The 25705-nt window shown below is 59.3% G+C and carries 18 protein-coding genes and 1 tRNA gene; 14 read left to right on the top strand and 5 right to left on the bottom strand.

Features of this window, described 5'->3' with window-relative positions; all coding sequences use genetic code 11:
* The first annotated feature begins 352 nt into the window (after positions 1 to 352).
* Together AC07XF_RS16575 and AC07XF_RS16570 are read left to right on the top strand one after the other, a co-directional pair.
* A complete protein-coding gene (locus AC07XF_RS16575) occupies positions 353 to 1360 on the top strand; it encodes a hypothetical protein (protein ID WP_495027319.1) in 1008 nt (335 codons plus the stop codon).
* Between the two features lie 138 nt (positions 1361 to 1498).
* Positions 1499 to 6232 (top strand): RHS repeat domain-containing protein, encoded by a 4734-nt coding sequence (locus AC07XF_RS16570; protein ID WP_495027318.1) that lies wholly within the window; start codon positions 1499 to 1501, stop codon positions 6230 to 6232.
* 14 nt (positions 6233 to 6246) lie between these two features.
* On the opposite strand, the gene queG is transcribed toward AC07XF_RS16570, so the two are convergent.
* Complete coding sequence (queG, locus tag AC07XF_RS16565) at positions 6247 to 7317, bottom strand: tRNA epoxyqueuosine(34) reductase QueG (protein WP_495027317.1); 1071 nt, start codon at positions 7315 to 7317, stop codon at positions 6247 to 6249.
* A gap of 63 nt (positions 7318 to 7380) precedes the next feature.
* Between queG and AC07XF_RS16560 the strand changes: the two genes are divergently transcribed.
* From AC07XF_RS16560 to AC07XF_RS16505, 12 genes are all read left to right on the top strand, one after another.
* The gene (locus AC07XF_RS16560) at positions 7381 to 8880 is read left to right on the top strand and encodes an NAD(P)H-hydrate dehydratase (RefSeq protein ID WP_495027316.1); all 1500 of its coding nucleotides are present in this window, start codon (positions 7381 to 7383) and stop codon (positions 8878 to 8880) included.
* Entirely contained in the window at positions 8868 to 9338 is a 471-nt protein-coding gene (gene tsaE / locus AC07XF_RS16555) for a tRNA (adenosine(37)-N6)-threonylcarbamoyltransferase complex ATPase subunit type 1 TsaE (RefSeq protein WP_007983985.1), read from the top strand. Before AC07XF_RS16560 ends, tsaE begins: the two co-directional genes overlap by 13 nt.
* Entirely contained in the window at positions 9339 to 10769 is a 1431-nt protein-coding gene (locus AC07XF_RS16550; RefSeq protein WP_495027315.1) for an N-acetylmuramoyl-L-alanine amidase, read from the top strand.
* Positions 10766 to 12676: a DNA mismatch repair endonuclease MutL gene (gene mutL / locus AC07XF_RS16545; protein WP_495027314.1), complete on the top strand. Its 1911-nt coding sequence runs from the start codon at positions 10766 to 10768 to the stop codon at positions 12674 to 12676. The genes AC07XF_RS16550 and mutL overlap by 4 nt, the downstream gene beginning before the upstream one ends.
* Positions 12676 to 13647 carry a tRNA (adenosine(37)-N6)-dimethylallyltransferase MiaA gene (gene miaA / locus AC07XF_RS16540; protein ID WP_495027313.1) on the top strand — a complete coding sequence of 324 codons (972 nt, stop codon included), beginning with the start codon at positions 12676 to 12678 and terminating at the stop codon, positions 13645 to 13647. The genes mutL and miaA overlap by 1 nt, the downstream gene beginning before the upstream one ends.
* Positions 13648 to 13740: 93 nt before the next feature.
* Positions 13741 to 14001, top strand: a complete 261-nt coding sequence (gene hfq, locus AC07XF_RS16535; RefSeq protein ID WP_003221112.1) for an RNA chaperone Hfq — start codon at positions 13741 to 13743, stop codon at positions 13999 to 14001.
* A gap of 12 nt (positions 14002 to 14013) precedes the next feature.
* Positions 14014 to 15315, top strand: coding sequence for a ribosome rescue GTPase HflX (gene hflX / locus AC07XF_RS16530; RefSeq protein WP_057712241.1), 1302 nt, complete (start codon positions 14014 to 14016; stop codon positions 15313 to 15315).
* 96 nt (positions 15316 to 15411) lie between these two features.
* Positions 15412 to 16590 carry an FtsH protease activity modulator HflK gene (gene hflK / locus AC07XF_RS16525; RefSeq protein ID WP_495027312.1) on the top strand — a complete coding sequence of 393 codons (1179 nt, stop codon included), beginning with the start codon at positions 15412 to 15414 and terminating at the stop codon, positions 16588 to 16590.
* The gene (hflC, locus tag AC07XF_RS16520; RefSeq protein WP_204933348.1) at positions 16590 to 17459 is read left to right on the top strand and encodes a protease modulator HflC; all 870 of its coding nucleotides are present in this window, start codon (positions 16590 to 16592) and stop codon (positions 17457 to 17459) included. Before hflK ends, hflC begins: the two co-directional genes overlap by 1 nt.
* A gap of 296 nt (positions 17460 to 17755) precedes the next feature.
* Positions 17756 to 18943 (top strand): ATP phosphoribosyltransferase regulatory subunit, encoded by a 1188-nt coding sequence (locus AC07XF_RS16515; protein ID WP_007983998.1) that lies wholly within the window; start codon positions 17756 to 17758, stop codon positions 18941 to 18943.
* A gap of 54 nt (positions 18944 to 18997) precedes the next feature.
* Positions 18998 to 20290 (top strand): adenylosuccinate synthase, encoded by a 1293-nt coding sequence (locus AC07XF_RS16510; protein WP_007984000.1) that lies wholly within the window; start codon positions 18998 to 19000, stop codon positions 20288 to 20290.
* A gap of 150 nt (positions 20291 to 20440) precedes the next feature.
* On the top strand, positions 20441 to 22375 hold the full coding sequence (locus tag AC07XF_RS16505) for a methyl-accepting chemotaxis protein (protein WP_495027311.1): 1935 nt from the start codon (positions 20441 to 20443) through the stop codon (positions 22373 to 22375).
* Between the two features lie 121 nt (positions 22376 to 22496).
* Here the strand turns inward: AC07XF_RS16505 and AC07XF_RS16500 are convergent, their stop codons facing one another.
* From AC07XF_RS16500 to AC07XF_RS16485, 4 genes are all read right to left on the bottom strand, one after another.
* Positions 22497 to 24062, bottom strand: a complete 1566-nt coding sequence (locus AC07XF_RS16500; protein ID WP_495027310.1) for an ABC transporter permease — start codon at positions 24060 to 24062, stop codon at positions 22497 to 22499.
* Positions 24062 to 25072 carry an extracellular solute-binding protein gene (locus tag AC07XF_RS16495; protein WP_495027309.1) on the bottom strand — a complete coding sequence of 337 codons (1011 nt, stop codon included), beginning with the start codon at positions 25070 to 25072 and terminating at the stop codon, positions 24062 to 24064. The genes AC07XF_RS16500 and AC07XF_RS16495 overlap by 1 nt, the downstream gene beginning before the upstream one ends.
* A 304-nt stretch (positions 25073 to 25376) precedes the next feature.
* Positions 25377 to 25463: transfer RNA gene (locus AC07XF_RS16490), tRNA-Leu, on the bottom strand.
* Between the two features lie 8 nt (positions 25464 to 25471).
* Positions 25472 to 25705: hypothetical protein (locus tag AC07XF_RS16485; RefSeq protein WP_495027308.1), on the bottom strand; the 234-nt coding region annotated here is incomplete at its 5' end.

The following is a 25705-nucleotide window of genomic DNA, read 5'->3' as shown; positions in this document are numbered from 1 at the left end:
GGTGGTTGATACAAGTTTGTTTGGTTGTAAATGGGTGATATCGGTTAGCCATTCATGTCCTGAGTGGCAAGCCGGATGGAGTTTTGTAGTGGGTTTGAGTTGTTTGCTTTATGTGTTGAGGAAATGAATTTTATAAAAGTTTTTTGTTTTTGTAATCTTGGGTAACGTTATTGGTTGTCGGTTTCAGTAAGTAAGTTGTGAGGTTGTTGTTGTGTGGTTTTTCCTGGCTGGTAGGCATTTTGCGCCTGTGTTATTTCTTTCGCTCAATCACTCGTTGTTGAAATTTCATGAGGTTTCAATGGCGAATAACTGCAGTCGATATGCTGCGCAAATAGATAGTTGGGAGTTAGCCATGATTATTGCTGAACAGTTGTCGGGTACATCCAGTATCAATGTTGAAGTCGCGAACAATCCGGCAGTAGCCATCAGTCAGTTCGATGTCCAGTTCGATGCGGACTCTGCCATTCGCAATAAAAGCTTGTACGGCAATGGTCGGATGCAGGTCCGGGTATTGGTGTTGATATCCGGAAAGGACAAGGATGAGAACGTAGTGCCCCTGCCGGCTTCTGTTTTGAATTCGGTTTTTCCGATTTATTACAATGGGGGTCAATCCCTGGGCGGGAACTGGTCTGTATGGGGGGCGGAGAATGACTATTTACATGAATTGCCCTCAAACACTTTGTCCGATCACGGCGTTCTCTCAGAAACAAAAACAGGCAACCTGAGCCAGCAACTTCCCCATGTTCTGGAATTCTGGATTTCATCCGAGATTGTCGGCACCGCTCAAGTCGGGGCAAAGGTGGTGCTCAATGGTGAGACGATCAGAACCAACAATACCGGCGCGAACAAGTTCGACAGCAGCGTAACGCTAAACGCTCTATTGCCGGTGGTGTACCCAATCGATTACTTCAGTCTTCAAACGGTGCGTGTGGAGAACGCGCCGAGCCTTAGTCCGATGAACAAAATATATCTGAGATTGAATCCACCGGGCAGAAGCGTGCAGTTGCGCCGCTGGCGGGAGCGGGACGGTTCGGTAGGCCGCCCAGGCAGTGAGGTTTTCCGTGATGTGAAGGAGCCGAAAATCTGGACCTTCTTTTATGCATTGGCCCACGAAGAGACTAAAAGCTATCCGGTCCCCTTGATGAATGGGGGCGGGACATTCCCTGTTTCGGTAAATGACCGACGTGGTGAGCTTACCCTTGTTTCGGTCCTGAATTACCAAACTGCATCAGGCCCGAAAAAATTGGGTGTATTTTATTTCTCTGCTATTGATGAATACGGTACTGAGCATAGATTGAGCCTGCGACCAACATTTTATGCCGATAATCAACTAAAAGACATCTTTCTGGATCGTGGCTGATAGTGGTTTAACGTTCCGCTATTAAAGAGTCGGGCCAATTCGGTTTAATACGTCGGTTGGTCCGGTGCTTGATTATGTCATTTTCACTTATTGGCAATATGGCGGAGGATATTTATTAATTTGTAAGGCGAATCTCTGATGGCTTCTGAAAGTCTTGTCTATTCCAATGCATTTAACTTTAATGATTTTGTTAATGGTAGTGTCGACGCCCGCACGGGTATGTACACGTTCAGCGTGTCCCTGGGCGAAATCAAGTCCGGAGGGTTGAATGGGCCTTCCTTGCCTATTCAGTTGCAGTTCAATCCGCTTAATTCCACTGATACCGGTTTTGGCAAGGGTTGGCATTTGGCATTGACGCGCTATGACGTACTCAACAAGGTCCTGTCGTTGTCGAGCGGCGAACGGTACAAGGCGTCAGAAACGGCTTCTGCTCTACTGTTTAGCGAATTGAAGCTCAATACACTCAAGGTTAGTAAGCCTGAGGCAGGGCGCTATGACATCGTCCATAAAAACGGAGTTCTTGAGGAGCTTCGGCTTCATGGATCAAGCAATATTGCGGTGCCGATTCGAATTGTTGCGGTAAACGGCACAAGTATTACCCTTGCCTATACCTCGATCAATGGATTGCCGGTACTGAGTGAAGTCCGGGATGCTCAGCGCGTTTTGCTGAGCATTACGCGAAATGCGAGTGTCAAACTGACGCTGTATCCCGGCACGGACTGTGAAGCAGCGTTCACATTGTCACAATCCAGTGGTCAGGTAAAAGTCGGTATGCCCATTGGCGGCGAGTGGAAACTGGGCTTGCAGCAGATTGGCGGCCTGAACTGCATCATCTCTGTCGAGTCTCCGCTGGGTGGTATGGAAACCATCCGCTATAAAACGGTGGGGCATCGTTTTCCACCCTTGGGTCCGTTGCAATCGATGCCTTGTGTGAGCGCACACATCAGCAACCCCAGGTTCGATCAACCGTCGATTACCACGAATTACGACTTTTCCGATGCCAATTTTTTGGGTTTCGGTGCCGGTATCAACTGGTCAAACGAAGGCGACAATCTCTACCGGGCAGGCGCCAACTACACCTATACGTCCACCGAACGCCTGATGCTGGGTGATCGAGTACACAGCTCTACCGTCAGGACCTACAACAAATTTCATCTGTTGGTGTCGCAAGTCAGCATTTGCGGGGATGCATCGACGACACGATCGATCGAGTATCACCAATTGCCAGGCGTGAATCTGGCCGGGCAACCGGAGCAATTTCGCATGCCTAAAGTCGAGACGGTCATCCATGAGAATCGCAGGACGGGAGTGAAGTCGTCGCCGCAGGTTACCCGTACCGAGTACGACGAGTGGGGCAACTTGCTCAGGCAGATCGAGCCGAGCGGTGTGACGACGGTTTGCGAGTTCTACCCATCGACTGCGAGCGACGGCTGCCCGGACGACCCTTTGGGTTTCGTGCGCTTCGAAAAGCAACGCACAGTTTCCCCGGCGACAGGGTTTGCCTCTGCCCCTACCTCACTCACTCGCTATCGTTATGACCTGCTGACCAAGGCGGACAGTGCGACTGTGCCGGTTATCGTGCCTGTTCAGGAGCAGTTTCTGGAGCTCAGTGGGCAAGCCCAGACGCTGCGCGCTCAAACGGATCTGGATTACTTCAACGTCCCGGGCGATCCCACACGTCATGGGCTCGTACGCAAGCAAACGGTTATTCGCGAGGGCAAGCCGACGCACTGCGAATTTGAATACCGTTTAAGCGGGACGGTCCTTGAGTTGCAGACTACCCAGACGGGTTTCGATGGCGCTCGCAAGACGACGGCCCGAACGCTTTCTGCAATCAACGGCACGAAATTATCGGAGCGTAATGAAGATGAAGGGACTGTTATCTTCACACATGACCCGTTTGGCAGGCTGCTTCGCGAGACCGTGGCACCGGGCACGGCGTTTGAAGCCAGCCGAAGCTGGTCCTATCAATTGGCTTCCGGCAGCGTTACTCCGGCGTCGATGGTCAGCGTCGATGTCAACGGCGTGCAACAGCGAGTCACCTGTGACGGGCTGGGACGGACGATTCGTATCGATGAACAGGACAGCGACAGCCAGGCTGGCGGGCCGCTGCGGATGGTTTATTCAGTGCAATACAACGCCATAGGCCAACTTGTCGAAGAGATCGCGACTGACTGGTTGCAGGGCGTGCCTCTGGGGCAAAAAAAGAGCTTTGTCTTTGATGAATGGGGGCAACTGAAAACCACTCTCCACGCCGATGGTCGCGCTGAGCATCTTGAGTTCGACCCTGTGACCCTGCAGGAAGCGAGTTGGCAGCAAGGCATGGGCAAAACCGTCACGGTTTACCAGAAGTTCGGTAAGCCGCAGAGCGTAGAGACTTTCGACCTTCAAGGAAGGAGCCTGGGCAAGATCCTTCATGAGTACGATGGCTTGGGTCGTGGTGTTAGCCAGACGGATCCGGCAGGAAACAAAACACTCTACCAATACGATGTCTTCAATCGCCTGCGGCGCAGCGTACTGCCGGATGGTCACGCGGTGGAAACCGAGTATGCAGTGCATAGCCATGGGCAGTTGCCGGTCGAGGTAAAGGTTGCGGGGCGCAGTCTGGGTCAACAGACGTTTGATGGTCTCGGACGTTTGATCCAGAGCAAGGTCGGTGGGCGGGTGACGACGGCGGGGTTCGAGGCTGGCGTCAGCAAGCCGGTCTGGGAACAGACGCCGGGCGGTGACCGGGTCGAGTACCGATACGAACCTAACCTCGGTGGCCTGGTGACACAGCGCAAGGCAGGCGGACTTGTCGCCAGTTACTCCTATGATCACCGGCTCGGCCTGCCAACGATGTGTACCGAGCAAGGGCGTGAGACCCGTTTCGAGTATTACCCGTCCGGGCGGCTCAAGGGTGAGACCTCGACCCAGGGCGCCCGACAGGACAAGGCTCTGTATACTTATTCCCTCGGCGGACGCCCCTTAACCTGCACCGATGTGTTCGGTAACCAGCACAAAACTGATTACGACCAACATGGGCGTCCGAAATCGTTTGAGCACAACTCGCTCAAAGCCGCATTCGCTTACAACGCACTTGGCCAATTGGCGATGGTCAACGCACAAGAGGCCAACGGTACGCGTTCGCTGGTCACCCGATTGGCCTATGACGATCTGGGACGCGAGGTGTCGCGTAGTTTTGAGGTCAGCGGTTCCGGCACGCAAACCTTGACCTCGAGCTACACACTGGCCAGCAAACTGGCGCAAAGAATGTTGAAAAGCGGCAATGAGGTCCTGCGCGACGAGCGTTTCAGCTATGACCGGCGCGGTCGGCTGACTGAGTACACCTGCAGTGGTACGCAACGGCCGCGAGATCCGCATGGCAAAGAGATCATCAAGCAGATTTTCGTGCTTGATGCCATGGACAACATCGTCACGCTGGAAACCGAATTTCCCGGTGGTAAAAACCTGTGTTCCTACGACTACAGCGCCAGTGACCCTACCCAGTTGATCGGCATCCGGCACAGTCACAAGGATTATCCGGCACCTGTGGTGCTGCAGTACGACGCCAACGGGCAATTGATCAAGGACGAACAGGCCTGCACGCTGACTTACGACGCGTTGGGTCGCCTGACGCAAGTGGCCAGTGCCGTCGGCGCGGTGGTGCGCGGTTATCACTACGACGCCCAGGACCGATTGGTCGAAATGTCGCAACGGGTCGGTCCGGTCACCCGGCGTTACTACCGTGATGGACGGGTGATCAATGAGGAGAATGGCCTGGACAAGAGCACCTGTTTGCACAATGTTGACGTGGTGTTGGGGCAGAGTCGGCAGGGGCAGAGCGCGAGCACCCGCTTGTTGGGCACGGATCAGCAACAGAGTGTGTTGACCGAAGTGATGGGCGCACAACGCCAGGACGTCGCCTACAGCCCCTATGGGCATCGGCCGGCAGAGGGCGGGCTGTTCAGCCTGCTCGGTTTCAGTGGCCAGCAACTTGATCCTTTGACCGGGCTGTATCTGTTGGGCAATGGTTACCGGGCCTACAGCCCGACGCTGATGCGCTTTCTCAGCCCGGACAGCATGAGTCCGTTTGGTGCGGGCGGGTTGAATCCTTACGCTTACTGCGGCGGGGACCCGATCAATCGGGTCGATCCCACCGGCCATTTCTGGAAAGCTCTGTTGGGGATTGCCCTGTCGATTGCCGGTTTTGCCCTGAGTGTCGTGACGATGGGTGCCGCCACGCCTCTGGCGGTGATCGGTCTGACACTGGCGGCGTCCTCTGCGACGCTGGGGGTCGCTGGCATCATCGTCAATGAAGTGGCGCCGGAGTCGGGGATCGGAGGCATCCTGGGCTGGGCGAGCCTGGCCACTGGCGTGCTGTCGGCAGGAGCGGGTTTGGGAGCCCTCGGCAAAGGTGCCGTGCAATGGGGGAACAAGCTGGCCAATGCCTATAAGCCTGGGCTGAGCGGCAAAGGAGCGCAGGCGGCTGCCAAAGAAATGGCCAGGGGAATGGGCAAGGGGAGCTCGAAGGCGGGATCGTCGATGGTAAAAGGCAAAGGCGCCAAGGCTGCGGCGAAGGTTGCCAAGTCAGGTAGAAAGGCGGATGACGCACCCGTCAAGTGGAGCCTCAAAGAGCCCAAGGGTAAAAACATCAAGGCCGATTTGAGCGATAGCGCCATGGAACAGTACGACGTATTCAGAAAGGGGGTAGCTGACGAAGGTCTGTCTCCGGTGCAGGCATCCCAGAAAATGGGCGACCCCAAGTACACGCTACTGGAGAAAAAATTGAACCGGTTTGAAGTGCGTATAAGCGGCAAAGACAGGGTGACATTTTTGGTCGATGAAACCGATCACATTGTCGAAATACTGCAAGTAGGGGGGCATACCTGAGTTCTCCGGCTGCCTCAGGCCAGGCGACTGGCGTGTTGCCTTAGCGCCCATTCAACGTGTTCGCGCACCAACTCAGACGGATAGTCCTGTCGCGCCTTCAACGCTTCCAGCACCGGAATCGTTGAAGGCGCATTTCCCAAACCTACCGCCAGGTTGCGCAACCAACTCTGATAACCCGCCCTGCGCAGCGGCGAGCCTTCGGTGCTGCTCAAGAACTTGTCTTCATCCCACATGAACAGTTCCGCCAGCCCGGCATTATCCAGATTGTGGCGCGGCTTGAAGTCGCTTTCGCCGGACGGACGGGCGAAGCGGTTCCACGGGCAGACGATCTGGCAATCATCGCAACCGAACACCCGGTTGCCGATCAGGGGGCGCAATTCTTCGGGAATGGCGCCCTTGAGTTCGATGGTCAGGTAGGAAATGCAACGCCGGGCATCCAGCACATAGGGGCCGACGAAGGCATTGGTCGGGCAGATGTCGAGGCAGGCGCTGCAGCGGCCGCAATGTTCGGTGGCGTGGGGCGGGTCGACTGGCAGCGGCAAGTCGACGAACAGCTCGGCGAGGAAGAAATAACTGCCGGCCTGGCGATTCAGGACCAGGGTGTTTTTGCCGATCCAGCCCAGGCCGGCCTGTTCGGCAATGGCCTTTTCCAGCACCGGCGCACTGTCGACGAAAGCGCGGAAGCCAAACGGGCCGATCTCGGCCTGGATTTTTTCCGCCAGTTGCTGCACGCGTTTGCGGATCAACTTGTGGTAATCGCGACCCAGGGCGTAACGCGAGACGTAGGCTTTTTCCGGTTGGGCGAGCATTTTTGCCATTTGCGTGTCGCCCGACAGGTAATCCATGCGCAGGGACACCACGCGCAATGTGCCGGGCACCAACTCTTCCGGGTGCGAACGTTTGCTCCCGTGGGCGCCCATGTAGTCCATTTCGCCGTGATAACCGGCTTCGAGCCAGCGCTCCAGGTGCTGCTCATGCTCGGCCAGGTCGAGGCCGCTGATGCCGACTTGCTGAAAGCCCAGCTCGCGACCCCAGTCCTTGATGGATTGGGCGAGGGCAGGCAGGTCTGTGGTAATAGCGGGCATGAGGCGAGAGAAACCGGAGCTGAGGTGCGTATAATTCTGCCAGACATCGGAGCCCGAAGACGCATGCCGCACACTAAAGATGAATTTCCCGACGCGCTGTACAGTGCCGCGCAAGTGCGAGGGCTCGATGCGAGCCTGATTGCGGCCGGAACAAAGGGCTTCGAATTGATGCAGCGCGCGGCGCGGGCGACGTGGCGTGCGCTCGTCCGCCAATGGCCGACGGCGAGCGAACTGAGCGTGTTGGCCGGTCATGGCAACAATGCCGGGGACGGTTATCTGGTGGCGGCGCTGGCCCGGCGCGCCGGCTGGACGGTGCGGGTGCTGGCGGTAGGGGATCCGCAGTGCTTGCAGGGTGACGCGGCGCTGGCCCATGCCGAAGCGCTGTCTGAAAAAGTGCTCATCGAGCCCTGGACCGCACAATCCGGATTGCGCGGCATCGTGCTCGATGCTTTGCTTGGCACCGGGCTGAGTGGCGATGTGCGTGAGCCGTATGCCAGCGCGATCGCAGCGATCAATGCCAGCGGGCTGCCGGTTGCGGCGGTGGATATCCCTTCAGGGCTGTGCGCCGATACCGGTCGTGTGCTTGGCTGCGCTGTGTGTGCCGACCTCACCGTGACGTTCATCGGGTTGAAGCTGGGGCTGTTCACCGGTGATGCAGTGGATGTGGTCGGCGAGTTGGTGTTCAACGACTTGCACGCCGATCCGCAATTGCTTGCGGGCGCTGCAATCACGGCACTTCGCCTGACAGCCGGTAACCTGCCGCGTCCGGCGGCCCGGGCTCCGGCCTCCCATAAAGGCAGATTCGGTCATGTGCTGCTGATCGGCGGTGATCGTGGTTTCGGGGGGGCAATCCTGTTGAGCGCGCAAAGTGCGCTGCGCAGCGGTGCGGGCATGGTGTCTGTGGCGACCCGCAGCGAACATGTCCCGGCCGCTCTGGCCAGGGTGCCCGAGGCAATGGTGCTGGGTACTTCGTCAGCCAATCAGTTGATGGGATTGCTTCAAAAAGTTTCCGTGTTGGTCGTCGGCCCCGGTTTGGGCCAGGCCGCTTGGGGACGCAGTCTTTTGTCGGCCGCCGCCAACGCGCTGCTGCCGCAAGTCTGGGACGCGGATGCGTTGAACCTGCTGGCCGAAGAGCGGGTGAGCCTGCCCATGGGCTGCGTAATCACCCCGCATCCGGGGGAAGCTGCACGGTTGCTTGGCATGAGCACCGCCGAGGTTCAGGCAGACCGTCCGGCGGCGGCCCATGCCTTGAGCAAAAAATATACAACGGTCGTCGTCCTGAAAGGTGCCGGCAGCCTGATCGCCCATCCAGATGGGCGTCTGGCGCTGTGTCATCAAGGGCATCCGGCGATGGCTTCTGCCGGTTTGGGCGATGTGCTGGCCGGTTTGGTCGGCGCGCTGCTGGCCCAGGGCATGGAGGCATTCGATGCGGCCTGCCTGGCGGTCTGGCTGCACGCCAATGCCGGTGAACAACAAGGTAAATTCGGCCGTGGGCTGGCGGCCAGTGATCTGATTCCAGCCATTCGTCAGTTGTTGGAGGAGCAAGCACCGTGTCTGAAGTAACCCTGTACCTGGCCGATGAGCAGGCCATGAGCGACTTTGGCGCACGCATTGCCCGAATCACCCAAGGCCATGGCCTGATCTTCCTTGAGGGCAACCTGGGGATGGGTAAAACCACGTTGTCCCGGGGCATCATCCGCGGTTTGGGGCATGTCGGGGCAGTAAAAAGCCCGACCTTCACCCTGGTTGAACCCTACGAGATCGGCGACATTCGCGCTTTCCATTTCGACCTGTATCGCCTGGTCGACCCGGAAGAGCTGGAATTCCTCGGCATCCGCGACTACTTCGAAGACGATGCCCTGTGCCTGATCGAGTGGCCCGAGAAAGGTGCAGGCTTTTTGCCAAAGCCCGACCTGACCATTACCATTAGCCCGCAAGACAGCGGACGTTCGCTGAAAATTTTATCCCAGGGTTCGCGCGGCGAGTCCTGGTGTGCCGCTTTGGCATTGGAATCCATATAGATGATGGGGTTAGGTATGCGCTTTCGCGCGTTGGTTGCTGCCGTAGGGGTGTTGTTTCTGGCGGTGACCGTCGACGCTGTGGCCGATACGAAGGTCAACAGTGTTCGTCTGTGGCGGGCACCGGACAACACGCGACTGGTGTTTGACCTGACCGGCCCGGTGCAACACAGCGTCTTTACCCTGACGGCTCCGGATCGCCTGGTCATCGACATCAATGGCGCGACCCTCGGTGCGCCGCTCAACGTCAACACCTCGAACACCCCGATTACCGCCATGCGCTCGGCTCAACGCACGCCGACCGACCTGCGGGTGGTCATCGACCTGAAAAAGGCCGTGACGCCAAAAAGCTTCTCCCTGGCGCCGAACGCCCAGTATGGCAACCGGTTGGTGGTCGATCTGTTCGATAACGCCGCAGATGCCGCTCCACCTCCGGCGCCTGCACCCTCGGTCGCCACGGTGCCCGCAGTGCCGGTAACGCCTGCTGAACCTGCAATCAAGCTGCCACCGGCCCCGGCCGGCAAGCGCGACATCATTGTGGTGATCGACGCCGGACACGGTGGCGAAGACCCGGGTGCATCGGGTTCTCGCGGTCAGCGTGAGAAAGACGTGGTATTGCAGATCGCCCGCGAATTGCAACGTCAGATCAACGGCATGAAAGGCTTCCGCGCCGAACTGACCCGTACCGGCGACTACTTCATTCCGTTGCGCGGCCGTACCGAAATTGCCCGCAAGAAAGGCGCCGACCTGTTCGTCTCGATCCACGCCGACGCCGCGCCTTCTGCCGCCGCTTTCGGTGCCTCGGTGTTTGCCCTGTCCGATCGCGGCGCAACTTCGGAGACGGCGCGCTGGCTGGCCGACAGCGAAAACCGTTCCGACCTGATCGGTGGTGCCGGCAACGTCAGCCTCGATGACAAGGACCGCATGCTCGCCGGCGTGCTGCTCGACCTGTCGATGACGGCATCTCTGACGTCCAGCCTGAACGTTGGCCAGAAGGTGCTGAGCAACATTGGCCGGGTTACGCCACTGCACAAGCAGCGGGTCGAACAGGCCGGGTTCATGGTGCTGAAGTCGCCGGATATTCCGTCGATCCTGGTCGAAACCGGGTTCATCTCCAACGCCAATGAAGCCTCGAAACTCGCGGCATCGAACCACCAGCAGGCGTTGGCGCGTTCAATCAGCAGCGGTGTACGCCAGTTCTTCCAGCAGAACCCGCCGCCGGGCACTTACATTGCCTGGCTGCGCGACTCCGGCAAGATTGTGCAAGGTCCACGTGATCATCGGGTCAATCCGGGTGAGACCCTGGCGATGATCGCCGTGCGTTATCAGGTGTCGCCAGCCACCCTGCGCAGCGCCAACAACCTGTCGAGCGATGAGCTCAAGATCGGTCAGCACCTGACTATTCCGGGCACTGAATTGGCGGCCAAAGAATGAATCAGGTCCTGAACAGTGGCGCACGAATCGAGCTGCTCAGCCCGCGACTGGCGAACCAGATCGCCGCGGGTGAGGTGGTCGAACGCCCGGCTTCGGTGATCAAGGAGTTGCTGGAAAACAGCCTCGACTCCGGTGCCAGACGCATCGATGTCGATGTGGAGCAGGGCGGCGTCAAATTGCTGCGGGTGCGTGACGATGGCAGCGGCATTTCCGCCGATGACCTGCCGCTGGCCCTGGCCCGTCACGCCACCAGCAAGATCCGCAACCTGGAAGACCTCGAACAGGTCATGAGCCTGGGTTTTCGCGGTGAGGCCCTGGCATCGATCAGCTCCGTCGCGCGCCTGACCCTGACTTCCCGCACCCGTGACGCCGATCAGGCCTGGCAGGTCGAGACCGAGGGCCGGGACATGGCGCCCCGCGTGCAGCCTGCGGCCCACCCGGTGGGCACTTCGGTTGAAGTGCGCGACCTGTTCTTCAACACACCGGCGCGACGCAAGTTTCTCAAGACCGAAAAAACCGAATTCGATCACCTGCAAGAAGTGATCAGGCGTCTGGCCCTGGCGCGCTTCGATGTGGCATTCCATCTGCGCCACAACGGCAAAACCATCCTCAGCCTGCACGAGGCCCACGACGATGCGGCCCGTGCCCGGCGCGTGGCGGCAATCTGTGGGCCGGGTTTCCTGGAACAGGCGCTGCCGATCGAAATCGAGCGCAACGGCTTGCACCTGTGGGGCTGGGTCGGCTTGCCGACCTTCAACCGCAGCCAGGCGGATTTGCAGTATTTCTTCGTCAATGGTCGTGCGGTGCGCGACAAACTGGTAGCCCACGCGGTACGCCAGGCCTATCGCGACGTGCTGTTCAATGGCCGGCACCCGACCTTCGTACTGTTTTTCGAGGTCGATCCGACCGGCGTCGACGTCAACGTGCACCCGACCAAGCACGAAGTGCGCTTCCGTGAAGGGCGCATGGTCCACGATTTCCTCTACGGCACCTTGCACCGCGCCTTGGGCGATGTGCGACCGGACGATCATCTGGCGGCACCGGTTGCCACGGCCATCGTCCGGCCTACCGGCCTCGAAGCCGGTGAGTTCGGCCCCCAGGGCGAAATGCGCCTGGCCGCCAATGCGCTGCTGGAGCAGCCTCAGGCTCAGCCGTCGTTCAATGCGCCGGCGGGTTCGGGAGCTGGCGCGGGTTATCAGTATCAATACACGCCGCGTCCGCAGTCCGGTGTTCCTGTCGCCGAAGCGCAGGCCGCTTATCGCGAGTTTTTTGCGCCGCTGCCCGAGGCCAATGCCGTCGCGCTACCGGCCGGGCAGGACGACATCCCGCCGCTGGGTTATGCGCTGGCACAACTCAAGGGCATCTACATTCTTTCGGAAAACGCTCAGGGCCTGGTGTTGGTAGACATGCACGCCGCCCACGAGCGGATCATGTACGAGCGCCTGAAAGTCGCCATGGCCAGCGAAGGCCTGAGCGGCCAACCGTTGCTGGTGCCGGAGTCCCTGGCCGTCAGCCAGCGTGAAGCCGATTGCGCCGAGGAGCATGTCGCCTGGTTCCAGCGCCTGGGTTTTGAATTGCAGCGCCTGGGCCCGGAAACCCTGGCGATCCGGCAGATTCCGGCACTGCTCAAGCAGGCCGAGGCCAACCGGCTGGTCGCCGACGTCCTGGCCGACTTGATGGAATTCGGCACCAGCGACCGCATCCAGGCGCATCTGAACGAGTTGCTCGGGACCATGGCCTGCCACGGAGCGGTTCGTGCGAATCGGCGTTTGGCCCTGCCGGAAATGAATGCTCTGCTGCGAGACATGGAAAACACCGAGCGCAGCGGTCAATGCAACCATGGCCGACCGACCTGGACCCAACTGGGGCTGGACGATCTGGACAAACTGTTCTTGCGCGGTCGTTGATGAGCCAGCTCCCACCTGCGATTTTCCTGATGGGCCCGACCGCCGCCGGCAAGACCGACCTGGCCATCGAGCTCAGCAAAGTCCTGCCCTGCGAGTTGATCAGCGTCGATTCGGCGTTGGTCTACCGTGGCATGGATATCGGCACCGCCAAGCCTTCCAAAGAGCTGCTGGCGCAGTATCCGCATCGTCTGATCGATATTCTCGACCCGGCCGAGAGCTATTCGGCTGCGGATTTCCGCCGTGACGCCCTGGAAGCCATGGCCGATATCACTGCCCGCGGAAAAATACCGCTGCTGGTGGGTGGCACCATGCTCTATTACAAGGCTTTGGTTGAAGGTCTGGCCGATATGCCGGCGGCCGATCCCGACGTTCGTGCGCAAATCGAAGAAGAGGCTGCACGTCTTGGCTGGCAAGCTTTGCACGAACAATTGGCAGTGATCGATCCGGAGTCTGCGGCGCGGATCCACCCGAACGATCCCCAGCGCCTGAGTCGAGCGCTGGAAGTTTATCGTGTCAGCGGTCAAAGCATGACCGCCCTGCGTTTGCAACAATCTGCGCAAAGTACTGAAGCAGCCGCTTCGGGACGGCAACAATTGCCCTATACTGTCGCGAACTTGGCAATTGCCCCGGCAAATCGCCAGGTATTGCACGAGCGAATTAAACAAAGATTCACTTTAATGTTGGAACAGGGATTCATTGACGAGGTCGTAGCCCTGCGTAAAAGAGGTGACCTGCATACCGGGTTGCCGTCTATACGTGCAGTAGGCTACCGCCAAGTCTGGGACTACCTGGATGGCAAGCTGACGTCAGCCGAGATGCAGGAGCGTGGAATCATTGCCACGCGCCAATTGGCGAAACGCCAGTTCACCTGGCTGCGCAGTTGGACTGATCTGCATTGGCTGGACAGTCTGGATTGCGACAATCTGCCGCGCGCCTTGAAATACCTGGGGACCATCTCCATATTGAGCTGAGTCCCTGCAATTGCCGTCTATCCTTGGGGGTGTGACGGCCAAAGCCATCTGTTTACCTATTTTTTATATTGAATCCTTAAAGGAGTGCGGCACATGTCAAAAGGGCATTCGCTACAAGACCCTTACTTGAATACTTTACGTAAAGAAAAAGTTGGGGTGTCCATCTACCTGGTCAACGGTATCAAACTGCAAGGCACGATCGAGTCTTTCGACCAGTTCGTCATCCTGCTGAAAAACACCGTTAGCCAGATGGTCTACAAACACGCTATCTCTACAGTGGTGCCGGTTCGTCCAATTCGTCTGCCTAGCGCAACCGAATCCGATGCAGGTGATGCTGAGCCAGGTAACGCCTGATAGGAGTCTCCTTTGTTCTTTGAGCGCCACGGTGGTGGTGAGCGAGCCATTCTCGTTCACTTGGATGGTCAGGACCCTGAGGCGCGCGAAGATCCGCAGGAGTTTCAGGAGTTGGCAATTTCGGCTGGCGCCGAGACCGTCGCGTTTTTCAACGTGCCGCGTCATCGGCCAACCGCCAAAACCCTGATCAGCAGCGGCAAGGTCGAAGAGTTGCGCGACCTGGTCCAGGCCGAACAGGTCGATCTGGTGATTTTCAATCACATCCTCACCCCCAGTCAGGAACGTAACCTCGAACGTATTTTCGAGTGTCGCGTGATCGACCGTACGGGTTTGATTCTCGATATCTTCGCCCAACGCGCCCGCACCCATGAAGGCAAGCTCCAGGTCGAACTGGCCCAGCTTGAGCACATGAGTACGCGGCTGGTTCGCGGCTGGACTCACCTTGAGCGGCAGAAAGGCGGTATCGGCCTGCGCGGTCCGGGTGAAACCCAGCTGGAAACCGACCGGCGCCTGTTGCGGGTTCGCCTGCGACAGATCAAGGGACGCCTGGAAAAGGTCCGCAGCCAGCGTGAGCAATCGCGCCGTGGCCGCAAACGAGCGGACATTCCGACGGTTTCGCTGGTGGGTTATACCAACGCCGGCAAATCGACGCTGTTCAACTCGGTAACCGATTCCGATGTCTTCGCGGCTGACCAGTTGTTCGCCACCCTCGACCCGACCTTGCGCCGACTCGAACTCGATGACCTCGGCCCGATCGTGCTGGCTGACACCGTGGGCTTCATTCGCCACTTGCCGCACAAGCTGGTCGAGGCTTTTCGGGCTACGCTCGAAGAGTCGAGCAACTCCGACCTGTTGCTGCACGTGATCGACTCTCATGAACCCGAGCGCATGGCCCAGATTGAACAGGTCATGGTGGTGCTCGGAGAGATCGGGGCTCAAGACTTGCCGATCCTGGAGGTCTATAACAAACTCGATTTGCTCGAGGGCGTGGAGCCGCAGATCCAGCGCGATGCCGATGGCAAACCGCAGCGGGTCTGGCTTTCGGCGAAAGATGGTACAGGCCTGGACCTGCTCAAGCAGGCTGTGGCCGAACTGCTTGGCGATGAGTTGTTTGTCGGGACCTTGCGCTTGCCGAATCGATTTGCTCGACTGCGTGCGCAGTTTTTCGAACTCGGTGCAGTACAGAAAGAAGAACACGATGACGAAGGCATCAGTTTACTGGCCGTTCGTTTGCCACGAGCCGAATTGAATCGGCTGGTGAGCCGCGAAGGTTTGCAACCGATGGAATTCATCGAGCAACACACTTTGCAATAAAAGCCTGAGAAAGCGGTTGTGTCGTGGTGACAGGCATTCTGTAGCATTGGTCGGCGCGCCGTGGGTGCGTCTTTGCTTTATCAGATGGAGAGCGCTATGGCTTGGAATGAGCCGGGTGGCAACTCGAATAATCAGGATCCTTGGGGTGGCAAGCGTCGTAACAACGGCGACCGCAAGGGACCACCGGATCTCGACGAGGCCTTCCGAAAGCTGCAGGAAAGCCTGAACGGTTTGTTCGGTGGTGGAAAGAAACGTGGTGGTGACGACGGCGGTGGTGGTCCGGGCAAGAGTGGCGGCTTTGGCAGCCTGCTCGGCATCGGGCTGGTCGTGCTGGCCGCCGTATGGCTGTACAGCGCGGTTTATGTCGTCGACGAGCAGGAGCAGGCCGTGGTGCTGCGCTTCGGCAAGTACTACGAAACCGTGGGTCCGGGCCTGAATATCTACTTCCCGCCGATCGACAGGAAGTACCTGGAAAACGTCACGCGTGAGCGTGCCTACACCAAGCAGGGCCAGATGCTGACTGAAGACGAGAACATCGTCGAAGTGCCGCTGACCGTGCAGTACAAGATCAGCAACCTGCAGGACTTCGTGCTGAGCGTCGACCAGCCGGAAATCAGCCTGCAGCACGCGACCGACAGTGCCTTGCGCCATGTGGTGGGTTCCACCGCGATGGACCAGGTGCTGACCGAAGGTCGTGAATTGATGGCCAGCGAAATCAAGGAGCGCCTGCAACGCTTCATGGACACCTACCGCACCGGTATCACCGTTACTCAGGTCAACGTTCAGAGCGCAGCGGCACCGCGTGAAGTCCAGGAAGCCTTCGATGACGTGATCCGTGCCCGGGAAGACGAGCAGCGTTCGCGCAACCAGGCCGAAACCTATGCCAACGGCGTCGTGCCGGAAGCTCGTGGTCAGGCCCAGCGCATTCTCGAGGATGCCAATGGTTACCGTGACGAAACCGTCTCGCGCGCCAAAGGTGAGGCCGATCGCTTCACCAAACTGGTCGCCGAGTACCGCAAGGCCCCTGAAGTCACTCGCCAGCGTCTGTACCTGGACACCATGCAGGAAGTCTTCAGCAACACCAGCAAGGTTCTCGTGACCGGCAACAAGAACGGCCAGAGCAACCTGTTGTACCTGCCGCTGGACAAAATGGTCGAAAGTGGTCGCAACACGAGCACTCCGGTGACCAGCGCCACAGCCAACAGCAATGAAGCGAATGCGCGTGCGGCAGCAGATCTGCAGCAACAGCAAGCACGTACCAGGGAGAGTCGCTGATGAGCAATAAATCGCTGATCGCCCTTATTGTCGGCGTCGTCGTGGCGATCGCTGCCTGGAACTGCTTCTACATCGTGGCTCAGACCGAGCGTGCGGTGTTGCTGCAGTTCGGTCGCGTGGTTCAGGCCGATGTCCAGCCGGGTCTGCATGTGAAAGTGCCTTACGTTAACCAGGTGCGTAAATTCGACGCACGCCTGATGACGCTGGATGCACCGACGCAACGCTTCCTGACGCTGGAAAAGAAAGCCGTGATGGTCGATGCCTTCGCCAAGTGGCGCGTGAAGGACGCAGAGCGTTTCTACACCGCGACTTCCGGCCTCAAGCAGATCGCCGACGAGCGTCTGTCCCGACGTCTGGAGTCGGGCCTGCGTGACCAGTTCGGTAAGCGCACCTTGCACGAAGTGGTCTCCGGTGAGCGTGATGCGCTGATGGCGGATATTACTTCTTCGTTGAACAAGATGGCTGAAAAGGAACTGGGCATCGAAGTTGTCGATGTTCGGGTCAAGACCATCGACCTGCCGAAAGAAGTGAACCGCAGTGTGTTCGAGCGTATGAGCACCGAGCGTGAGCGTGAAGCTCGCGAGCACCGCGCCAAGGGTAACGAGCTGGCCGAAGGCATCCGTGCCGACGCCGATCGTCAACGCCGCGTGCTGCTGGCTGAAGCCTATCGTGAATCCGAAGAGGTTCGCGGTGACGGCGATGCCCAGGCCGCTGCGATCTACTCCAAGGCCTACGGTCAGGATCAGGAGTTCTACGCGTTCTACCGTAGTCTTCGCGCCTACCGTGAAAGCTTCGCGAACAAATCCGACGTCATGGTCCTCGACCCAAGCAGCGACTTCTTCCACTACCTGGAAAAAGCCAAGCCTTGATACGACGTTGACCTGAATCCTCCCGCCGGGCGGCTAAAACCTCTGGCGGGGTGATCCTTTGGGAAAACGTGTGTATGATGCGGCAGCCGGGAAATTCCCGGCTTTTTTGCGTCTGCACGTTTGATTGCTGTTTTTAAGCAGGCGCCGGGCCGATTGGCTCGACAGTTTTTCGAGGAAAGTGGTTAGCGAAGCCGGTAAGAGGCTTTTCGCTTCGTTGCTCATGCGCGAAGCAATCATTTTCTGCTTCACTCAAGGCTCGGCCGAGGGCTGGCCGCCCGGATAAAGGGGAAGGCGTAATGGCAACGGTAGACCGCTGGCTTCTGCCAGATGGCATCGAAGAAGTACTGCCACCTGAAGCGGCGCGTATTGAAGTCGCGCGTCGTCAGGTGTTGGATCTGTTCCAGAGCTGGGGTTACGAGTTTGTCGTGACTCCCCATATCGAGTACCTGGAATCCCTGCTGACCGGCGCAGGCCAGGACCTGGATTTGCGCACCTTCAAGGTCATCGACCCGCAATCGGGCCGGCAGATGGGTTTCCGTGCCGACATCACGCCGCAAGTGGCGCGCATCGATGCGCACACCCTGCGTCGCGAAGGTCCGAGCCGTCTGTGTTATGCCGGTAGCGTGCTGCATGCTCAGCCTCGCGCCTTGTCGTCCTCGCGTAGCCCGATCCAATTGGGTGCCGAGTTGTACGGCGATGGCAGCCCGAGCAGCGACGTCGAAGTCATCAGCCTGATGCTGGCCATGCTGCAACTGGCCGACGTGCCGGATGTGCACATGGACCTCGGTCATGTCGGCATCTATCGTGGCCTGGCCCGCGCCGCCGGTTTGTCCGGTGAAGTCGAGCAGCAGTTGTTCGACGCATTGCAACGCAAGGCCATCGATGAGGTCATTACCTTGACCGAGGGCTTGCCTGCCGATCTGTCGGGCATGCTGCGCGCGTTGGTCGATCTGTGTGGCGGCCGTGAAGTGCTGGCTGCGGCCCGCGAGCGTCTGGCCAAGGCACCGGCACAGGTGACGGCGGCGCTGGACGACTTGCTGGCGATTGCCGAGCGGCTGTCCGTGCGTTTCCCTGAGCTTCCGTTGTATTTCGACCTGGGCGAGCTGCGTGGTTACCACTACCACACGGGTGTAGTGTTCGCCGTGTTCGTGCCGGGTGTTGGCCAGTCGATTGCCCAGGGCGGTCGTTACGACGATATCGGCGCCGACTTCGGTCGCGCGCGTCCGGCAACCGGCTTCTCCACCGATTTGAAAACCCTGGTGACCCTGGGGCGTGCTGAGATCGAGCTACCGTCTGGCGGTATCTGGATGCCTGACAGTACGGATGCGGCACTCTGGCAGCAGGTTTGCCAGTTGCGCAGTGAGGGTCAGCGTGTCGTTCAGGCCTTGCCTGGACAACCTTTGGCCGCCGCCCGTGAAGCGGACTGCGACCGGCAATTGATTCAGCAGAACGGGCTTTGGCAAGTATCGCCACTGGCTTCTTGAGTTTTCCCGCCGGCTGCCGCCGGCACCAAGTTTGCGCGAATGAGGACAAGTGTTATGGGTAAGAATGTCGTAGTCCTGGGCACCCAGTGGGGTGATGAGGGCAAAGGCAAGATCGTTGATCTGCTGACCGAACATGCTGCCGCCGTAGTGCGTTACCAAGGTGGCCACAACGCTGGCCACACCCTGGTGATCGACGGTGAGAAGACCGTCTTGCACCTGATCCCGTCGGGCGTGCTGCGCGAAGGTGTGCAGTGCCTGATCGGCAACGGCGTGGTGGTTGCACCTGACGCCCTGATGCGGGAAATCGTCAAGCTGGAAGAGAAAGGCGTACCAGTGCGCGAGCGCCTGCGTATCAGCCCTTCCTGCCCGCTGATCCTGTCCTACCACGTAGCGCTGGACCAGGCCCGTGAAAAGGCCCGTGGCGAGCTGAAGATCGGCACCACCGGTCGCGGCATCGGCCCGGCATACGAAGACAAGGTTGCACGTCGTGGCCTGCGCATCGGCGATCTGTTCCACCGCGAGCGTTTCGCCGCCAAGCTGGGCGAGTTGCTGGATTACCACAACTTCGTACTGGTCAATTACTACAAAGAGCCGGCCATCGACTTCCAGAAGACTCTGGACGAGTGCATGGAGTACGCCGAGCTGCTCAAGCCGATGATGCTGGACGTCACCGCCGAGCTGCATAACCTGCGTCGCGCCGGCAAAGACATCATGTTCGAAGGCGCCCAGGGCTCCCTGCTGGACATCGACCACGGTACCTACCCGTACGTCACCAGCTCCAACACCACCGCTGGCGGTATCGCGACCGGTTCGGGCGTGGGTCCGATGTTCCTGGATTACATCCTCGGCATCACCAAGGCCTACACCACCCGTGTGGGTTCTGGTCCGTTCCCGACTGAGCTGTTCGACGATGTGGGTGCGTTCCTGGCCAAGCGTGGCCACGAGTTCGGTGCAACCACCGGCCGTGCCCGTCGTTGCGGCTGGTTCGATGCCGTCATCCTGCGTCGCGCCATCGACGTCAACAGCATCTCGGGCCTGTGCCTGACCAAGCTGGACGTACTGGACGGCCTGGAAACCATCAACATCTGCGTTGGCTACAAAAACGCTGACGGTGCAGTGATCGACGCCCCGACCGACGCCGACAGCTACATCGGCCTGGAGCCGGTGTACGAAGAAATGCCGGGCTGGAGCGAGTCGACCCTGGGCGCCAAGACCCTGGAAGAACTGCCGCAGGCTGCGCGCAACTACATCAAGCGTGTCGAAGAGCTGGTCGGCGCGCCGATCGACATTATTTCGACGGGCCCGGATCGCAACGAAACCATCGTTCTGCGTCATCCGTTTGCTTGATAAGTCGTTGATGTAAAAAACAAAGGGCCCTTAATTGGGCCCTTTGTCGTTTATGCCTGCTGGACGGCATGACCTTTGCTGCGAACATTAAAAAAAGCATTGCTTCCGGCGTGCTATCAATTTAATGGCGCCAAAGCAGAGGGATTTCAGATGTCGGCCGTTCTCTCATTGTTACAAAGCCGTTTGTTGCGGCCCGTGTTCGTTACCCTTGGTATCGCCCTTTTGGTGCAGGTGCTGGTGGCTGTTGCTCTGACCCGGAGCACGGTGACCGCGCTGGAAGCCGATCTGGGCATGCGCCTGGGCGCGGACAGTCAAAAACTTTCCGCCGAGCTTGAGCAGGCCGGTCGTGAAGTCACGTCCAGTCTGGATAGTCTCTCTACCAGCACCCGTCAGCGCCTCACGGCCGGTTTGTCCTCGCGCCTGGAGGAAGAGCAGGCGCAATTGCGTTCGACCCTGGAAAAGGACCTGAAGGACTCCGCCAGCGACATGGCGCAGCTTCTGGCTTCGGTCGCACCCCGCGCCATGTGGGACAACGACGTTCCGACACTTTCCGAGTTCGCCCGCCGGGCCCAGCGCAATCCCAATGTGCTGTTCGTGGTGTATGACGACGCTACCGGCCAGCACCTGACGCGCTACCTCAACCGGGAAAACCCGATCAACAAGGCATTGCTGGAAAAAGGCCAGGGCGAGCGGGCGCTCGACAAGGTGCTGGATGCAGCGAAGAACGATCCTTCGGTGTTCTACGTCGAGGCCTCGATCAACCCCAATGGCGTGGAAATCGGCAAGGTTCTGATGGGGGTCTCGACCGCGTCGGTGGAGACCGATCTCGCGGCCCTGGACAAGCGCTTCTCGGCCTTGATCGCCAGCAGCGATCAACTGGTGGGCGACAGCCTGAAAGGCGCGGCGGCTGACAGCGCAGCGGCCATGCGCTCGCGCCTGCAGTCAGCGCAGTCCACGGCGGCGGAAATGAAAGCCAACACCACCGGTACCGTGCAGGAAGCCGCGGCAACCTTGCGCTGGCGCATCGGTGTGTGTCTGGCGGTGGTGGGTTTCGGTGTCCTGCTGTTGTTGGCGGTGGTGCTCGGTCGCCGGGTGGTCAATCGCCTGAAAATGCTGATCGTTGCCATGGATGACCTGGCAGCGGGCGAGGGCGATCTGACCAAGCGTGTGCAGATCAGCAGCAAGGATGAGATCGGCGACATGGCCTCGGCGGTCAATCGCTTTGTGGATAAGTTGCAGCCGATCGTGCGCGAGGCGGGCGATGTGGCCCAGCGTACCGGTGTGGAAATTGGCGCCATGACCTTACGCAATGCCGGGGCGGATGCGGCGGCGGGGATGCAGCGCGACGAGGTGGCGGAGAGTTTGCGTGCGCTGTCGCAAATGGCTGATGAGGCGCAGTCGGAAAGCCACGCCATGCAGGCGGCACTCAAGCAAGTCGTGGACATTCGCCAGGCCACCGATGAAAACACCCGGACCTCGGCGAAAGTCGGCAGCCTGATCGAGGAGTTGGCGGGTCAGGTCAACACCGGCGCGCAAGTGATCGAGCGCCTGGCACAGCAAAGTGAGCAGATTGAGGTGGTGCTGACGGTGATTCATGGGATCGCCGAGCAGACCAACCTGCTGGCGCTGAACGCGGCTATCGAAGCGGCGCGTGCCGGCGAGACCGGGCGCGGGTTTGCGGTGGTGGCCGATGAGGTGCGGGCGCTGGCGAGCAAGACGCAGAGCTCCACTGGCGATATTCAGGCGCATATCGTGGCGTTGCAGCAAGGTGCGCGTGAGGCGGTGGCGGCGATTGGTCAGGCCGGGCGCCAGGCCAGTGAGGGTTTGCTGGTGCTGCGTGACAGTGCGCGGTTGCAGCAGTCGGTGCAGGCATCCGTCGAACAGGTACATGCGGCAATCGGTCTGGCCACCCAGGCCGCGGCGCATCAGGCTCAGGGCGCGCAGGCGGTGCGAGGCAGGGTCCAGACCATTCATGCCCAGGCCGAGAAGGCGGCGCAAGCCGTCGTGGAGACCACGGCCAGTGGCAAGGTACTGGACGGCCTCGCGGCGCAGTTGAAGGCGAGCCTGGGGCAGTTCCGGGCTTGACGGGTTGCCTGGACCGACGCCTTCGCGAGCAAGCCCGCTCCCACATTTAATCTCTGGTGTTCACAAATAGTGAGTTCACAGCAGATCTAGTGTGGGAGCGGGCTTGCTCGCGAATACGGTCTCAACGGCTCAGATACATCCGGGTCGTCAGCAGATAGACCGGCAACCCCGACACCAATATCAACAACGCCGCATAAGGCGCCGCCGCCGCAAATTCAACATTCGCGGTATGCGCCCAGACTTCCGTTGCCAGGGTGTTCAGCCCGGTGGGGCTCAACAGCAAGGTTGCCGTCAGTTCCTTCATTGCATCCAGGAACACCAGCGCAAAAGCTGCGCCCAGCGCCGGGAAAATAATCGGCAGTGTCACTCGGCAGAAAGCACTGAATGAAGATGCGCCCAGTGTGCGAGCCGCCTCCTCAAGTTGCGGCGCCGCCTTGTTCAGGGCGGTGCGGATCGGCGCTTGGGCCAATGGCAGAAACAGCAGGGCATAGGCGATCAGCAGCAACGCGGACGTCTGGTAAAGCATCGGCACGTAGTGCAGGGCGAAGTACACCAGGGTCAGGGCAATGACCAGCCCCGGCAGGGCGTGCAGCAGATACGGCAACCGCTCGGCCCAGATCGCCAGTTGACCTTTGTAGCGTACGACCAGCAGTCCGACCGGCACCGCCAGGACCAGGCACAGCGTAGCGCCACCCAGCGACAGTGCGAGGGATGACAGCAGTGCCTCGCCGATTGCCGCCACGGGAAAGGCGGCCGATGATCCCACTGCCAGCCAGTAGGCCAGCATGCCGAGCGGAATCCCGCTACCGATGATTGCCAGCAGCAGGCAGTAAAGCTGTCCCGCCAATGCCCACGGTCCCAGTTGAACCTGCTCGGCATTGCGCGCCGCGCCTTGGCCGGTGCGCACATGTCGGCCTTTGCCGCGTACGCGCAACTCCAGCCACAGCAACATCAGGCACAGCGCCAGCAGTACCGCTGAAAGCATGGCTGCGTTGGCGTTACTGAACGCCAGCTCGAACTGCTGATAGATCGCCGTGGTGAAGGTTTGCAGGCCAATGATCGACAAAGCGCCGAACTCCACCAGCATGTGCAGCGCAATCAGCAATGAACCCGCCAGCAGTGAAGGCCAGAGCAATGGCAGGGTGACGCGGAAAAACACGCCCCAGCGATTCTGCCCCAGCGTGCGGGCCGACTCTTCCAGGGACGGGTCGAGATTGCTCAGGGTCGCCGCCACGGGCAGAAAAATCAGCGGGTATTTGGACAGGCTCATCACCAGGATCGCCCCGCCGAGTCCTTCAAAGTGGGCGCTCAGTGAAACCCAGGTGAAGCTGCTGACAAACGCAGGCACGGCGAACGGCAGGCACAGGATCACGCCCCAAAGCCGCCGTCCCGGTAGATTGCTGCGTTCCAGCAGCCACGCCAGGGACAAGCCGATCACGCCGCAGGCGACGGTTACGCCGAGCATCAGTGCAAGGGTGTTGCGCAGCAGGCCAAACACATAGGGCCGCCAAATCAGATGCAAGGCTTCTGCCCAGCCTGCTTGCCAGGCTTTGAGCCCGACATAGGCCAGCGGCAGGAAGCTGAGTACGACCAGCAGCAACACCGGCAACACCAGCCCCACCGGCGGCCGTTTGCGACGTGGCGCGTTCGTGCCGTGCGGGCTGGTGGCGGATAACGAAGTACTCATCAATTCAAGCCAACGTCACGTTCCAGGTCCAGGGCTTCCTCGGCATTGCCCAGATCGGCTGGCGTCACGTTCGGCGCCTGCAATTCGCGTAATGGCTTGAGCCCGCGATCAGATTCCATGCCTTTGTGCAGAGGGTATTCGGCGGTGGTCTGGGTGATCACGCGCTGGCCTTCCTCGCTGGCCATGTAGGCGAGCAATTGCTGAGCTTCTTTGGGATGTTTGCTGGATTTGAGCACTGCGGCACTGGAAACAGTGATGAGTCCGCCGACATCGCCGCCGGTGAAGTAATGCAGTTTCGAATCGAGTTGGCCTTTTTCACGCTGCAGGGCGAACCAGTAGTAATTGTTGACCAGTACGGTGGCGACTTCGCCATTTTCCACGGCTTTCAATGCAACCATGTTGTTGCTGTAGGTCTTGCCGAATGCACGTAGCCCGGTCAGCCATTCTTCGGCGGCGTCCATACCGTGCACTTTGATGATTGCGACGGCTTGTTCCTGGAAGGCGCCGCTGGTGGGTACGAAGCCGACTTTGCCCTGCCATTTTGGATTGGAGAATTCCATCACCGAGGTCGGCAAGTCTTTTTCATCAACCAGTTTGGGGTTGTAGGCCACAACGCGCACCCGGGCAGTCACGCCGATCCAGGTGCCGTTGCCGGCGACGTATTCCTTGGGCAGAACGGCCAGCGTTGTGTCGTCAGCCTTGGCCAGCAGGCCTTGTTCACCGAGTTTGTTCAGTGGCGGCGATTCTTCGGTGTAGATCACGTCGGCGGGGGAGCGATCGCCTTCTTCGACGACCTGGCTGGCGAGTTGGTTGCTGCTGCCTTTGCGCACATTGACGTGGATGCCGGTTTTGGCTTCGAAGGCTTTGGCGACCGCGTCGCCGACTTCTTTGTGCTGGCCGTTGTAGAGGGTCAGGGAAACCGGATCGGCGGCTTGGGTGAGGGGAGTGGCGAGTGCCAGGCCGAGCAGGGTGATGGTCAGGCCGCGGCGCAGGGTATTTCGATACATCATTCGCAGGGTTCCTCACTGTCGCATTGCAAAAACTTGCAACAATGATAAACGATATTGTTTCTCAAATGCGCCTTGTGAGGTTGGCATGTGTTTGATAGAGCGCGTGCATTGCTACTGTAGGAGCGAGCTTGCTCGCGATGGGCGTTAACGAAGATTAGGATTGCCTGGAGAAATGCATTGCCTGCACGTTCATCGCGAGCAAGCTCGCTCCTACAGGAGGGGGCGTGTTTTCTGCGCCCCAGAAACGCAAAAACCCGCTTTCGCGGGTTTTTGTGAATTCAAGGCCGTAACCTTGAATTTGAATTGGTGCCCAGAAGAAGACTCGAACTTCCACGACCGTAAGGTCACCAGCACCTGAAGCTGGCGTGTCTACCAATTTCACCATCTGGGCAATCATCTTCAGCGTTGCCGCTGTTGATGTGGCGCACTATACGGAGAGCGTTTTGATCTGTAAACCCCTGATTTTAAAATTAATAAACCAGAGGCCAAAAATGCAAAAACCCGCTTTCGCGGGTTTTTGTGTGAGCCTTGAAATTGATCTAATCTCAAGCTCGAAATTGGTGCCCAGAAGAAGACTCGAACTTCCACGACCGTAAGGTCACCAGCACCTGAAGCTGGCGTGTCTACCAATTT

This window comes from Pseudomonas sp. GW821-FHT01C01 (assembly GCF_059422645.1).
The sequence above is the reverse complement of the archived record's forward strand: the minus strand, read 5'-3'. Positions and strand labels throughout refer to the sequence as shown.

What these genes read in the sequence shown, in the direction of transcription:
- AC07XF_RS16495 (WP_495027309.1), bottom strand. Translation starts at nt 25,072, where the DNA reads ATGATGTATCGAAATACCCTGCGCCGCGGCCTGACCATCACCCTGCTC.
- hflK (WP_495027312.1), top strand. Translation starts at nt 15,412, where the DNA reads ATGGCTTGGAATGAGCCGGGTGGCAACTCGAATAATCAGGATCCTTGG.
- AC07XF_RS16550 (WP_495027315.1), top strand. Translation starts at nt 9,339, where the DNA reads ATGATGGGGTTAGGTATGCGCTTTCGCGCGTTGGTTGCTGCCGTAGGG.
- hflC (WP_204933348.1), top strand. Translation starts at nt 16,590, where the DNA reads ATGAGCAATAAATCGCTGATCGCCCTTATTGTCGGCGTCGTCGTGGCG.
- AC07XF_RS16510 (WP_007984000.1), top strand. Translation starts at nt 18,998, where the DNA reads ATGGGTAAGAATGTCGTAGTCCTGGGCACCCAGTGGGGTGATGAGGGC.
- AC07XF_RS16515 (WP_007983998.1), top strand. Translation starts at nt 17,756, where the DNA reads ATGGCAACGGTAGACCGCTGGCTTCTGCCAGATGGCATCGAAGAAGTA.
- miaA (WP_495027313.1), top strand. Translation starts at nt 12,676, where the DNA reads ATGAGCCAGCTCCCACCTGCGATTTTCCTGATGGGCCCGACCGCCGCC.
- mutL (WP_495027314.1), top strand. Translation starts at nt 10,766, where the DNA reads ATGAATCAGGTCCTGAACAGTGGCGCACGAATCGAGCTGCTCAGCCCG.
- AC07XF_RS16570 (WP_495027318.1), top strand. Translation starts at nt 1,499, where the DNA reads ATGGCTTCTGAAAGTCTTGTCTATTCCAATGCATTTAACTTTAATGAT.
- AC07XF_RS16500 (WP_495027310.1), bottom strand. Translation starts at nt 24,062, where the DNA reads ATGAGTACTTCGTTATCCGCCACCAGCCCGCACGGCACGAACGCGCCA.
- queG (WP_495027317.1), bottom strand. Translation starts at nt 7,317, where the DNA reads ATGCCCGCTATTACCACAGACCTGCCTGCCCTCGCCCAATCCATCAAG.
- AC07XF_RS16505 (WP_495027311.1), top strand. Translation starts at nt 20,441, where the DNA reads ATGTCGGCCGTTCTCTCATTGTTACAAAGCCGTTTGTTGCGGCCCGTG.
- AC07XF_RS16575 (WP_495027319.1), top strand. Translation starts at nt 353, where the DNA reads ATGATTATTGCTGAACAGTTGTCGGGTACATCCAGTATCAATGTTGAA.
- hfq (WP_003221112.1), top strand. Translation starts at nt 13,741, where the DNA reads ATGTCAAAAGGGCATTCGCTACAAGACCCTTACTTGAATACTTTACGT.
- AC07XF_RS16560 (WP_495027316.1), top strand. Translation starts at nt 7,381, where the DNA reads ATGCCGCACACTAAAGATGAATTTCCCGACGCGCTGTACAGTGCCGCG.